Here is a 12,827-nt window from a genome sequence, read left to right as displayed (position 1 = left end):
CTACGTAATGTTACGTAGGCAATACTTTTGTACAGAGGTGTTGGTCAGGCAGCAACTGGCGCATGAGTCTGGAACTGCAGCGCCGCCAGGTTGGCGTATACGCCGCCGAGCGCCACCAGTTCGGCATGGGTGCCCGATTCGACGATGCGGCCTTCGTCCAGCACCACGATGCGGTCGGCACGCTGGACGGTGGCCAGGCGGTGGGCGATGATGATGGTGGTGCGGCCGACCATCGCCGCTTCCAGCGCGCGCTGCACCAGGCGTTCGGACTCGGCGTCCAGCGCGCTGGTCGCTTCGTCGAGCAGCAGCAGCGGCGGGTTCTTGAGCAGGGCGCGCGCGATCGCGATGCGCTGGCGCTGGCCGCCCGACAGGCGCACGCCGCGCTCGCCCAGGAACGAGGCATAGCCTTCCGGCAGGCGCTCGATGAATTCGTGCGCCGCGGCCAGGCGCGCGGCGGCGACCACTTCCTCGTCGCTGGCCTCGGGACGGCCGTAGCGGATGTTCTCCAGCGCGCTGCTGGAAAAGATCACCGTATCCTGCGGCACGATGCCGACCGCGCCGCGCAGCGTGTGCAGCGCCAGGTCGCGCAGGTCGACGCCGTCGAGCGCGATGCTGCCGGCTTGCGGATCGTAGAAGCGCAGCAGCAGCTGGAACAGCGTCGTCTTGCCGGCGCCCGAGGGGCCGACCACGGCCACCGTCTCGCCGGGGCGGATGTCGAGCGACAGGTGCGACAGCGAGGCGCTGTCCAGGCGCGAAGGGTAGGCGAAGGTGACCTGGTCCAGGGTCACGCGGGCGCCGTTGGCGGTGCGGGCAGGAAGCGCCTTCGGCTGCAGTGGATCCTGGATGCTGGAACGCGCCGCCAGCAGTTCCAGCAGGCGCTCGGTGGCGCCGGCCGCGCGCTGGGCGTCGCCCATCACTTCGGAGAGTGCGCCGACCGAGCCGGCCACGATGCCGGCGTACAGGATGAATTGTCCCAGGTCGCCGCCGGTCATGGTCCCGGCCAGCACCGCGTGCGCGCCCAGCCACAGCACGAACACGATGGCGCCGAACACCAGCACGATGGCCAGCATGGTGAGCGTGGCGCGCGCGCGGATGCGGCGGATCGCGGTGGCGAAGGCGCTGTCGACCGAGGCGCCGAAGCGGCCCGCCTCATGGCCTTCGCGCGTAAACGCCTGCACCGTCGGCATCGCGTTCAGGATCTCGCCCGCCACCGCCGAGGCGTCGGCGATGCGGTCTTGCGAATCGCGCGAGAGCTTGCGCACGCGGCGGCCGAACAGCACGATCGGCAGCACCACCAGCACCAGGAGGCCCAGGATGATCGAAGTCAGGCGCGGGCTGGTCACGAACAGCATCACCAGGCCGCCGGAGAAAAGCAGCGTGTTGCGCAGCGCCAGCGAGATGCTGGTGCCGACCACGGCCTGGATCAGGGTGGTGTCGGTGGTCAGGCGCGACAGCACTTCGCCGGTGCGCGTGGTCTCGAAGAAGGCGGGGCTCTGGTGCACCACGTGGCGGTACACGGCGCTGCGGATGTCGGCGGTGACGCGTTCGCCCAGCCACGACACCATGTAGAAACGGGCGGCGGTGGCCACGGCCAGCACCGCGGCCACGCCGAACAGGGCGGCGAAGGTGGCGTCGACGTGCTCGATGCCCGATGTGGCACCGGCACCGGCGGCCGCGCCGAAGCCGAGGTCGATCATCTTCTTGAACGCGGCGGGGATCGCCAGCGTGGCGCCGGCCGCGAACAGCAGCGCGATGCCGGCCAGGACGAACTGGCGGCGGTAGGGGCGCAGGAACGGCGCCAGGCCGCGCAGCGTGGCCAGGCTGCCTTTGCGCGATGCGGCGTCGGGGTCGATATCGGTGGATCTGGTGGAGCGGGTGGTCATCTGGTGTTGGTGATCGTGTTGCTGGTCGTGGGCGGCGCGCGGCCGCTTATAGTTTCATCGCCTGCACGTAGCCCGTCATCTCGAGGTAGCCGCGGCCGACGCGGCGCCCGCCCTGCTCGACGGTGACCGCGCCTTCCCAGTAGACCGCGCCGGTCGAGCGGCGCGAATCGAGCTCCTGGTCGGGCTGCAGCGGCACGATGCGCCAGCGCTGGGCGCCGGTGCTGATCGTGGCGCCGACGGGATAGGTGGCGCCGGTGCGGGGCGACTTCCACTGCGTGTGCGGGGTGAAGTCGACCGCCTCGGGTCCATGGTGCGTCACGCGTCCGGCGGCGTCGCGCACCGTGGCGTGCCCCCATAGTTTATCACCTCCCTTGCTTCTTATCCGGAATGCCATCAGCGCGCCGCCGTCGTCCAGGTTGGCGCCGACCCAGTCCCAGCCGGCGGCGTCCGGCTGCAGCACCTCGCTCGACCATTCGTGATCGAGCCAGGCGCTGCCGGTTACCGCCACCGGCGCCATGCCGGCGCGTCCGACGCTGCCCGAAACGCCGAGGTGCGGCTCGCTGTAGTAGTAGCTGGCCAGCTGCGGGCTCGGACCCTTGCGCGAGTAGCCGCCCTGGCCCTGCACCAGCACCGGCTGCGTGGGTTTCAGGCGCAGTTCCAGCGTCAGTTCGTTGGAGCGGATCGTGACGCGGTAGGTGCCGCTGGCGTCGCGCACCATGCGCCAGTCGTCCAGTTTCAGGTCGGTGTTGCCGGGCCGCGCCCAGGCCAGGCCGAAGCCTTCGCGCGCGCTGCGCTGGTCGTGCACCAGGCGCCCGACCGCCGGATCGGACAGCGCCGCATGCGCGATCACCAGCTGGCGCGGCGCGAACGCGCTCGGGTTGCCGGTGTCCGCGCCGGTGCGGCTGCGGAAGAACGTCACCTGAAAGCCCAGCGCGCGCTTGTCGGGCGTGTCGACCCAGCCGGTGACGTACCACCATTCGGTGCGAAACTCGGGATGGGCGCCGTAGTCGCGCGGGAACGAGAGTTCGGATCCCGGCGTCACCGGCGCGTACACCGGCTGCTGCGCGCGCGCGAACGAAGCGCCCAGCAGCTGGGCCAGCAGGACAACAAACACAAAGACAAAACGCATTACCAATCCTCTCTGACTGCGCGTACCGGACCGCCGGACAGCGCGTGCCGGCCCGAGACCAGCGCGGTGGCGATCGACGCCGCGACCAGCACCGCCGCGACGCTGGCCAGCAAGGGCCAGGGCAAGTGCAAGCCCATGGTCCAATGGAACGACTGCGGGTTGACCACGTACACCAGGATCAGGCTGATGACCAGGCCAAGCGCGAAACCGGCCAGCACGCCCAGGCAGGTGAGCAGGCCGCCCTCGAAGGCCAGCAGCTGCAGCACCTGGCGCCGCGTGACGCCGACGTGGCGCAGCATACCGAATTCGCGCGAGCGTGCCAAAGTCTGGGCCGAAAAACTGGCGGCGATGCCGGACAGGCCGATGGCGATCGCGATCGCTTCCAGCAGGTAGGTGACCGCGAAGCTGCGGTCGAATATCCTGAGGCTGGCGGCGCGGATGTCGCCGGGGCGCATCAGGTTCAGGGCCGCGCCGAAGGGCAGCGCGCGGATGCCTTGTTCGAGGGCGTCGACGCCCGCTTCGGGACCCTGAGCACGCGCGCTCCACAGGGCGGCGTCGGTGACGGTGGCGTCGCCCGTGAGCTTGCGGTAGTCGGCCAGCTGGATCACCACCGAGCCGGATTGGTTGGCGTAGTCGCGCCAGGCGCCGGCGACGAAGAATTCGGATTGGGCGCCGCCCAGCGGCAGGCGCAGGGTGCCGCCGACGCGCGCGCCGTACAGGTCGAGCAGCGCTTCGGACACCCAGGCCGGACGGGCGCCGGGCGGAATCGGCGCGCTCGGGCCGACCAGGTACAGCAGGCGCGCCGGGTCGGCGGCGTCGATGTCGCGCGCGATCACGACCACCGGCGGCCGGCTTGGGGCCAGCGTCACGCGCCGGGTGCGCAGGAACTGGATGCGCTCCACGCCCGGCGCTGCAGCCAGCGCCGCCTGCTGGGGACTGCTCAGATACCCGGTGCCGCCCGCATCCACCGTCCGCACGTACAGGTCGGCCGGCAGGATGTGGCCCATCCAGTCGTCGACCGAGACCCGGAAGCTGGACACCATGATCCCCATCGCCACCATCAGGCTGAAGCTGGCCAGGATGCCGCCCAGCGCGATCGAGGCCTGGCCGGGCGCGTTGGCCAGGCGCGCCAGCGACAGCGCCAGCACCGGATAACGCGCTGCACGCCGTTCGGCCAGGCGCTCCAGCAGGCGGAAGGCGATGCTGGCCGCGCGCGGCATCAGGCCGATGCCGCCGATCAGCAGCAGCGCGATCGCCAGATACCCGAACAGCGGCAGCTCGAACACGGGCGGGGCGAACGAGAACGCCGCGCCCAGCGCCAGGCAGACCATGGCCGGCCACACCCGCGCCAGGCGCGCCAGCGCACCTTCGTCGGCGCCGGACTTGATCGCCACCGCCGGCCGCGCGCGCGCCGCTTCCCATGCCGGCGCCAGGCAGCCGAGCAGGGCGACGCCCAGGCCCAGTGCGAAGAACGCCAGCGCGGCGCCGGGCGTGAACGCCACCTGCGGCCGGATGCCCGGGAAGTAACCGGCGCCCAGGTCGCCGCCGAAGAAGTGCAGCGCGGCGGCGGCCAGCGCATAGCCGCTGGCCACGCCCAATAAGCTGCCAGCCACGCCCAGGCTGGCGCCTTCGAGCAGCACCTGGCGCAGCAGTGTGGCGCGCTCCATGCCCAGCACGCGCAGCAGCGCGAACTGGCTGCGCCGCCGCATCACCGACAGCGCCTGGGTCGAGAACACCAGGAAGGCGCCGGTGAACAGCGCCACCAGCGCCAGCACCGTCAGGTTCACCCGGTAGGCGCGGCTCATGTTGTCGGTGCGGCTTTCCTGGTCGGCGTCGTTCGGCTGGCCGACCGTGAAGCGGCCGGGCCAGGCGCGTTCCAGCTGCGCGCCCAGACGGCGCTGGAATGCGGCGCGGTCGACGCCGTCGCGCAGCTTGAGGTCGACCCGCGACAACTGGCCCAGGCGGTTGAAGCGCCATTGCAGGGCGCCGATGTCCATCACCGCCAGGCGCTGGCCGGCGCGGGCGCGCTGGACCGGGCCGGCCACGCGCAACACCACCTCGGCGGTGCCGGAGCGCAGGCGGAGCTGCTCGCCGCGCGACTTGGCCAGCCAGCTTTGCGCGGCGGGCGACAGGAACAGCGCATCGTCGGCCAGCACGTCGAGCATGCGGCCATCGCCCGGCACGCCCATCAGGTCGGGCGCGATGAAGCCGGCGCGCAGGGCGTCGATGCCGACGACGCGCAGCGGCGCGTCCTGGCCGGGCACGCCGGCGGCGACTTCGAGGATGGGTGACGCAACCGCGACGTCGGGGTCGGCAGCCAGCAGCGGATAGACCGCTTCGTCGAATAGCGGTTCGCGTCCGGCGACCTGGATGTCGGCCTGTCCGGACAGGCTTTTGACGGCGGCCGAGAATTCGTTGAAGGCGGCGGCATTGATCAGGTGGATGGCGAAGCCCATCGCCACACCGACCGCGATGGCGGCGATCGCCACCAGCGCGCGCACCGGATGGGCGCGCCATTCGCCGAGCAGCAGCCAGCGCGACAGGACGTTCAGGCCGGGCATTCGAGCGCCAATGTGTCGGCCTGGCGCCTGGCCTTGAGCCGCGCCGCCTCGCCCGCCGCTGCCCTGGCTGGATCGTTGCCGGCCAGGCGCTGGCGCGCCAGGTCCTCATCGGCCCACTGGCGCTGCAGGCGCAGGCGGTCGCAGCGCTTGCGCTCGGCCAGCGAGGTGCGCTGCGCGCGTTCAAACTCGCGTTCGTCGCGCGTGGCTTGCGTCAGGCGCCCTTTTTCCAGCTGCAGCACCGTGGCGCGTTGACGTTCGAGCCGCTCCTGCGTGGCCGGGTCGGGCGGCGGCGCATCCGGCACCGCCAGGGTACTGCCGGCGCCGGCGCAAGGCTGGTCGCTGTAGCTCACGCGCTCGCCGTCACGGCATTTGTAGATGGTCCCGGCACTGGCTGCTTGGCACAGAACGCAGGCAATGAAGAGGAACAGGATGCGCATCGTGACTCTCCCGGTCAAAGAATTTTGCCAGGGTTCATGATGCCGAGCGGGTCCAGTGCGGCTTTGATGGCACGCATCATGTCCAGCTCGACCGGCGACTTGTAGCGCGCCAGTTCCTCGCGTTTCAGCGCGCCGATGCCGTGCTCGGCCGAGATCGAGCCGCCGAACGCCGCCACTGCGTCGTGCACGATGCGGTTGATCGCGCCCTGGTGCGCGAGGAAGGCCTCGTGGCCGCTGCCGCCGGGCGGCGCCACGTTGTAGTGCAGGTTGCCGTCGCCCAGGTGGCCGAAGGTGACCGGCTGGCAGCCGGGGAAGGCGGCCTGCAGGGCGGCGTCGGCCTGGACGATGAAGTCCGGGATGCGCGACACCGGCAGCGAGATGTCGTGCTTGATGTTCTTGCCGGCCGCCGCCTGCGCCAGCGGAATGTGTTCGCGCAGCCGCCACAGGCCGAGCGCCTGCTGGGTCGAGGTGGCGACCACGGCGTCGCGCGCCACGCCATTCTCCAGCGCCGCGCCGACCGCCGCTTCGAGCAGGGCCTGCGCATGCTCGGCGGACTCGTTGCTCGATAATTCCACCAGCGCATACTGCGGATGCGGGGCGGCGAACGGGCGCGGCAGATCGGGGAAATGGGTCGCCACCAGCTGCAGGCAGAACGCCGACATCAGCTCGAAGCCGGTGAGCGCGGCGCCGCAGCGCGCCTGCAGCAGACCGAGCAGCTCGAGCGCGTGGCGCGGCGAGTCCAGCGCCACCAGGGCCGTCAGCGCGGCTTGCGGCGCCGGATACAGTTTCAGGACGGCGGCCGTGATCACGCCCAGCGTGCCTTCGGCCCCAATCAGCAGGTCGCGCAGCGCATACCCCGTGTTGTCCTTGCGAAGGCCGCGCAAGCCATCCCAGACCTGGCCCTGGGCGGTGACGGCTTCCAGTCCCAGGCACAGCTCGCGCGTGTTCCCGTAGCGCAGCACGGCGGTGCCGCCGGCATTGGTCGACAGGTTGCCGCCGATGGTGCAGCTGCCCTCGGCCGCCAGCGACAGCGGGAACAGCATGCCGGCCTCGCTCGCCGCAGCCTGGACGTCGGCCAGGATGCACCCGGCCTCGACCGTCATGGTGCGATTGGCCGCGTCGATGGCGCGGATCCGGTTCAGGCGCCGCAGCGACAGCACGATGGCGTCGCCGCCGGCGTCCGGCACGCTGCCCAGCACCAGGCCAGTGCGGCCGCCCTGCGGCACGATCGGCACGCGCGCCGCGGCGCAGGCGCGCACCACGGCGGACACCTGGCCGGTGTCGGCCGGCAGCACCACCGCGCGCGCACGGCCCGTGAAGCGGCCGCGCCAGTCGGTCAGGAACGGCGCGACGTCGTGCTCGGCGACCAGCACGTGGGTCGGGCCGACTGCCGCGCGCAGGGCGCCGATGAAGCTGTCGGCTACAGCGTCAGCCATGCGGCACTTTGACCTTGTCGAGCAGTTCCTTGGCCATGCGCTGCGCCGCCTTTTTATAAGGACGCAGGTAGAGCAGGGCGCAGAAGTAATAGACGACTACCAGCGCGATCTCGCCGATCGCCATCTGGCGCGACACGGCGGACTGGTCGGCCCAGGCGCGCACCACGCCCTCGACAAAATAGATCAGGATCAGCATCGACGACCACTGCAGCGTGTACAGGTCGCGCTTGATCACGCCGCGCAGCGGCAGCAGCAGCGGTATCACCTTCAGCGCCAGCAGCCAGCTACCCGGCTGCAGCGGGGCGACGAAGGCTTCCCAGGCGATCAGCCAGCCGATCAGCCAGATCAGGCTGGTGATGGCGCCGATATGAAAGACTTTTGCGGTATCCATCAGCGACTTCCATGCGGTGTCACGTCAAGTTCGATTGCAAGTTTGCGTGCCGCCTCGGCCAGGCGGCGTCCGAGCGCGATCGCCAGCGTACGCTCGTCGTCGGTGACGGCGCGCTTGCCGTCGACGCCGGCCCAGTGGGTCGCGCCGTAGGGGCTGCCGCCGCTGGCGGTGTTCATCAGTTCCGGATGGGTGTACGGCAGGCCCATCATCAGCATGCCGTGGTGCAGCAGCGGGATCATCATCGACAGCAGGGTCGCTTCCTGGCCGCCGTGCAGGCTGCCGGTGGACGCGAACACCACTGCCGGCTTGCCGGCCAGGGTGCCGTTGACCCAGTCGGTGGCGGTGCCGTCGAGGAAGTATTTCATGGCCGACGCCATGTTGCCGAAGCGGGTCGGCGAACCGAGCGCCAGGCCGGCGCATTCGGCCAGGTCTTCCGGCTCCACGTAGGGCGCGCCTTCCTGGGGAATCGCGGGCGCGGTGGCCTCGGTCACGGTCGAGATGGCGGGCACGGTGCGCAGGCGCGCTTCCACCCCGGGCACGCTGTCGATGCCCTGGGCGATGAGTTCGGCCAGCTTGCGCGTGGCGCCATGACGGGAGTAGTACAACACGAGGATGGTCAGGGTCGGCTTCATCGTTGGTATTATAGAGCGGTTTGTTGAAATGACATGCCCGAAGATGGCCTGTTGCGCCACGCCGGGGCACCGAAAGCCCAATGCTGACCAAGACCGTCGACCACCTGTCGCGCAGTACCGCCCGCACTGCAGCCCGCACTGCAGCCGAGTACGTCAATGGCGCCGAACCCGGGCGCGGCCTGACCTGGCCCGAACTGCGCGACCTGGTGCGCTTTGCCATCCGCCGCCTGCGCGAGGAAAAGCTGCCGCAGGTGGCCGGCAGCCTGACTTTCACCAGCACCCTCGGCCTGGTGCCCTTGCTCACCATCGTGCTGGCGATCTTCACCATGTTTCCGGCCTTTGGCCAGCTGCGCACGGCGATCGACGCCTGGTTCGTGCAGAACCTGATGCCCAAGGCCATTGCCAGCACGATCAGCGGCAACCTGACCCAGTTCGCCGACAAGGCCAAGGGTCTGTCGGCGCTCGGCGCGGTGGTGCTGCTGTTCACCACCAGCGCCACCATGAGCATGATCGAGCGCGCCTTCAACCGTATCTGGAGCGTGCGCCAGCCGCGCCCGCTGGCGCAGCGGATCCTGGTCTACTGGGCCCTGATCACGCTCGGCCCGCTGCTGTTCGGGGTCTCGATCAGTTTTACCACCCAGGTGTTCGACGCCACCGGCGGCCTGGGACAGGAGGCGACCTGGTTCGGCATGCTGTTCTTTACGCTGGCGTCGGTGGCGGTGACCACCGGTGGCTATACCTTGCTGTACATGATCGTGCCGCATCGCCGGGTGTCGCTGCGCGACGCATTCGTCGGCGCGCTGGGCGCGGCGATCGCGTTCGAGATCGCCAAGCGTGTGTTCGGGCTGTTCATCAGCCAGTTCCCGACCTACGCCATCATCTATGGCGCGCTGGCGGCACTGCCGCTGTTCCTGCTCTGGATGTACGTGAGCTGGATGATCACGCTGGTGGGCGCGGTGCTGACCGCCGCGCTGCCGGTGGTCAAGTACGAGCGCTGGTGGCACCAGCCGGCGCCTGGCAGCGCCTTTATCGATGCCATGGCGGTGCTCAAGGTGTTGTACGGCGGCGCGCGCTTGAGCGGTACGGCGTTGGTCACCAGCAGCATGATCCGCCGCCATACCCGGATCGGCTACGACGAGTTGAGCGAACTGCTGGAACGGATGGTGGCCGCCGGCTGGGTCGGCCGGGTGCTGGACGAAGCCCCGGCGCGCGCCGGCTGGCAGCGCACACGGCGCGGCAGCGACGAACACTGGGTGCTGCTGGTCGATCCGAACGCGCTGCAGCTGTCCGACGTGTACCGGCTGTTCGTGTTCGACTGCGCGGCCGGCGCGAGCCAGGGGCGCGATCGGGCGCCGGGTGCGGAGGGCGTCGACGGCGTGCTGGCGCTGGACGGCGCGGCGCTGGCGCGCCAGGTCGAGGAAACCGTCGAGCAGGGACTCGATCAGACCCTTGCGGCGCACTTCGGCGCCGTCCAGGACGAGCGCGTCAGCTGAGCACCGTGCTGGCGCCGCGGGCCAGGTCGAGCAGGGCGGCGCGCACCGCGTCCGGCGCTTCGGCCATCATCGCGTGGCCGGCGTCGACCTGGATGACCTTGCCATGCCCGATGGCCCCGGTCAGCAGCGCGGTGGAGCGCGGCGGCGTCATCATGTCCTTCCTGCCCAGTACGAAGGTGACCGGGCAGGTCAGCGCGGCGGCGGCCGCTTCGCCGTTCGCGTAGGCATTGCAGGCGGCGAAATCGGTGTGGAACAAGCCGGCCGGATTGCGCGCCGACATGCGCTGCATCAGGCGCCGCGCGACGTTCACCACCGAGGTGCCGGGGCCGGCGGTCGATGGCCCCGGCAGCCAGGCCGAATGCGACCAGCTGGCCACCATTTCGATCGCAGTGGGTTCGTCGTCGCGTGCCGTTTCCAGCAGGGCGTCGGCGACGCGCATCGGATAGGTGGTGCCGACCAGGCCCAGGCCACTCACGCGCGCGGGCGCGCGCGCAGCCGCTTCCAGCGCGATCAGCGAACCCATGCTGTGGCCGGCGAGCACGGCCCGGGCGACGTCCGCCGCGTCGAGCAAGGCCAGCAGCCAGTCGGCCATCGCCTCGACCGTGGTCAACGCCGGTCCGCTGCTGCGGCCGTGACCGGGCAGGTCGGGCGCCAGCACGGCGAAGCCGGCATGCGCCAGGCTGCGGCTCTGAAGCGCCCATACCGAGTGGTCATTCTGGGCGCCGTGGATCAGCACGACGACCGGCAGCGATGGATCGAATGGCTTGCCGCCGGTGTAGCACCAGGTTTTCTGGCCATGGACGTCGATCAGCATGCTCAAGCCCCTTTCTGCGCCAGCTTCAGGCCGCGCTTGAGGTCGTCGATCAGGTCGTCCGGATCTTCCAGTCCGACCGACAGTCGGAGCAGGCCTTGCCCGATGCCGCTCGCCGCCAGCTGTTCGAGCGGGACGCGGAAGTGGGTGGTGGAGGCAGGATGGATCACCAGCGACTTCGCATCGCCCACATTCGCCAGATGCGAGAACACCTGCAAGCCGTCGGCGAAGCGGCGGCCGGCGGCGCGGTCGCCCTTCAGCTCGAAGGTGAAGACGGCGCCGCAGCCGCGCGGCAGGATGCGCCTGGCCAGTTCGTGGTCGGGATGCGACGCCAGCTCGGGATAGGCGACCGAAGCGACCATCGGATGCGCGAGCAGGAACTCGACCACGCGCCGGGTGTTGGCCTGGTGCCGCTCCATGCGCAGGCCGAGCGTCTCGACGCCCTGCAGGATGGCGAACGCGTTGTGCGGACTCATGGCGGCGCCGAAGTCGCGCAGGCCTTCGCGCCGCGCGCGCAAGGCGAACGCGGCGACGGTCGACTCGTCGCTGAACACCATGCCATGGAAGCCCTCGTAGGGTTCGCACAGGGTGGCAAAGCGCCCGCTGCGCTCGTGCGCCGCCTGCCAGTCGAAGCTGCCGCCATCGACCAGCAGCCCGCCGATCGCAGTGCCGTGCCCGCACAGGAATTTGGTGGCTGAGTGGAACACCAGGTCGGCGCCGAGGTCGAACGGACGCTGCAGATACGGCGTGGTGAAGGTGGCGTCGACCAGCAGCGGCAGGTCGTGCTCGTGGGCCAGCGCGGAAATCGCCGGGATGTCGAGCACGTCCAGGTTCGGGTTGCCGAGGGTTTCGCCGAACAGCAGCTTGGTGTTGGGACGGATCGCGGCGCGCCAGGCGTCGATGTCGCGCGGGCCGACGAAGGTGGTCTCGATGCCGAAGCGGCGCAGCGTGTAGGCCAGCAGGTTGTGCGAGCCGCCGTACAGCGCGCGCGAGGCGACGACGTGGTCGCCGGCGCCGGCCAGTGTCGTGATGGCCAGGTGCAGGGCGGCCTGGCCGCTGGCGGTGGCGATGCCGGCCACCCCGCCTTCGAGCGCGGCGATGCGTTCTTCCAGTACCGCGTTGGTCGGGTTCGAGATGCGCGAGTAGACGTGGCCGGCCTGCTCCATATTGAACAGCGCGGCCGCATGGTCCGCATCGCGAAACGCGTACGACGAGGTGAAATGGATCGGCGTGGCGCGCGCGCCGGTAGCCGGGTCGGGCGCAGCGCCGGCGTGCAGGGCCAGGGTGTCGAAACCGGGAAGTCGGGGACCGCTCATGCTGGGCTCTGGAAGGGTTGGGATGGCCGGCATCGTAGCATCGTTGAACTATTGCGCAATCTGCACTGCACCATGATGCAAACACGACTGCACCATGATGTGGCGCAAAGGTATGGTGCAATGCTGGATTTTTCGCGTGGCATAGGCTACAGTCGTTGTTATGCCTTATACAAAATTATCCAGTATCACGAACAGTGTTGAAAACATTGACGAAGCGGGGGTGGCGAACATGAAAGTCTCCGAGATCCTGCAAGTGAAGGGCGAGATCCTGTACACCGTGACGCCGGACACGCCGCTGGTCGACGCGGCCATGACCATGACCGAGAACGATATCGGCTCGCTGGTGGTGATGGAGTACGGCGACCTGGTCGGCATGCTGACGTTCCGCGAAGTGCTCAAGGCGCTGCACGCGAACGGCGGTTCGGTCGGTTCCGGCACCGTGCGCCGCCACATGGACGACAGCCCGATCACGGTCACGCCGGACACCGAGGTGAACGAAGTGCGCCGCATCATGCTCGAGAAGCACGCGCGCTACCTCCCGGTGATGAACGCCCGCACGCTGCTGGGCGTGATCTCGTTCTACGACGTCGCCAAGGCGGTGCTGGAAGCGCAAAGCTTCGAGAACCGCATGCTCAAGGCCTATATCCGCGACTGGCCGGCGGAGCAGAACGCGCCGGATTGATCGGGCCAGGCGGTTTCGCGTAGATACCGTCTCGGCCGTCAAGCCCTACATCGCAA

The 12,827-nt window shown here is 69.7% G+C and carries 11 protein-coding genes; 2 read left to right on the top strand and 9 right to left on the bottom strand.

The window, feature by feature from the left end; all coding sequences use genetic code 11:
• Positions 1 to 44 precede the first annotated feature (44 nt).
• Genes QPK27_RS22905 through wrbA form a run of 7 tightly spaced genes read right to left on the bottom strand, consistent with a single transcriptional unit; the run spans position 45 to position 8,469 of the window.
• On the bottom strand, positions 45 to 1,883 hold the full coding sequence (locus tag QPK27_RS22905) for an ABC transporter transmembrane domain-containing protein (protein ID WP_290420483.1): 1,839 nt from the start codon (positions 1,881 to 1,883) through the stop codon (positions 45 to 47).
• Between the two features lie 46 nt (positions 1,884 to 1,929).
• The gene (locus QPK27_RS22900; protein WP_290420482.1) at positions 1,930 to 3,012 is read right to left on the bottom strand and encodes a carotenoid 1,2-hydratase; all 1,083 of its coding nucleotides are present in this window, start codon (positions 3,010 to 3,012) and stop codon (positions 1,930 to 1,932) included.
• Complete coding sequence (locus QPK27_RS22895) at positions 3,012 to 5,573, bottom strand: FtsX-like permease family protein (RefSeq protein ID WP_290420481.1); 2,562 nt, start codon at positions 5,571 to 5,573, stop codon at positions 3,012 to 3,014. Before QPK27_RS22895 ends, QPK27_RS22900 begins: the two co-directional genes overlap by 1 nt.
• Positions 5,561 to 6,010: a DUF4124 domain-containing protein gene (locus tag QPK27_RS22890; protein ID WP_290420480.1), complete on the bottom strand. Its 450-nt coding sequence runs from the start codon at positions 6,008 to 6,010 to the stop codon at positions 5,561 to 5,563. The genes QPK27_RS22895 and QPK27_RS22890 overlap by 13 nt, the downstream gene beginning before the upstream one ends.
• A 14-nt stretch (positions 6,011 to 6,024) precedes the next feature.
• Positions 6,025 to 7,446: an FAD-binding oxidoreductase gene (locus tag QPK27_RS22885; protein ID WP_290420479.1), complete on the bottom strand. Its 1,422-nt coding sequence runs from the start codon at positions 7,444 to 7,446 to the stop codon at positions 6,025 to 6,027.
• A complete protein-coding gene (locus QPK27_RS22880; RefSeq protein ID WP_290420478.1) occupies positions 7,439 to 7,837 on the bottom strand; it encodes a DUF2069 domain-containing protein in 399 nt (132 codons plus the stop codon). The genes QPK27_RS22885 and QPK27_RS22880 overlap by 8 nt, the downstream gene beginning before the upstream one ends.
• Complete coding sequence (gene wrbA / locus QPK27_RS22875; protein ID WP_290420477.1) at positions 7,837 to 8,469, bottom strand: NAD(P)H:quinone oxidoreductase; 633 nt, start codon at positions 8,467 to 8,469, stop codon at positions 7,837 to 7,839. The genes QPK27_RS22880 and wrbA overlap by 1 nt, the downstream gene beginning before the upstream one ends.
• 80 nt (positions 8,470 to 8,549) lie before the next feature.
• Between wrbA and QPK27_RS22870 the strand changes: the two genes are divergently transcribed.
• The gene (locus QPK27_RS22870; RefSeq protein WP_290420476.1) at positions 8,550 to 9,962 is read left to right on the top strand and encodes a YihY family inner membrane protein; all 1,413 of its coding nucleotides are present in this window, start codon (positions 8,550 to 8,552) and stop codon (positions 9,960 to 9,962) included.
• Here QPK27_RS22870 and QPK27_RS22865 read toward each other — a convergent pair.
• Complete coding sequence (locus QPK27_RS22865; protein ID WP_290420475.1) at positions 9,955 to 10,776, bottom strand: alpha/beta fold hydrolase; 822 nt, start codon at positions 10,774 to 10,776, stop codon at positions 9,955 to 9,957. The genes QPK27_RS22870 and QPK27_RS22865 overlap by 8 nt on opposite strands.
• 2 nt (positions 10,777 to 10,778) lie before the next feature.
• A complete protein-coding gene (locus QPK27_RS22860; protein ID WP_290420474.1) occupies positions 10,779 to 12,089 on the bottom strand; it encodes an O-acetylhomoserine aminocarboxypropyltransferase in 1,311 nt (436 codons plus the stop codon).
• A gap of 229 nt (positions 12,090 to 12,318) precedes the next feature.
• On the opposite strand from QPK27_RS22860, the gene QPK27_RS22855 reads away from it, so the two are divergent.
• On the top strand, positions 12,319 to 12,771 hold the full coding sequence (locus QPK27_RS22855; protein WP_290420473.1) for a CBS domain-containing protein: 453 nt from the start codon (positions 12,319 to 12,321) through the stop codon (positions 12,769 to 12,771).
• Positions 12,772 to 12,827: the final 56 nt, after the last annotated feature.

The organism is Massilia sp. YIM B02443, assembly GCF_030411955.1.
GTDB lineage: Bacteria > Pseudomonadota > Gammaproteobacteria > Burkholderiales > Burkholderiaceae_D > Telluria.
The sequence above is the reverse complement of the archived record's forward strand: the minus strand, read 5'-3'. Positions and strand labels throughout refer to the sequence as shown.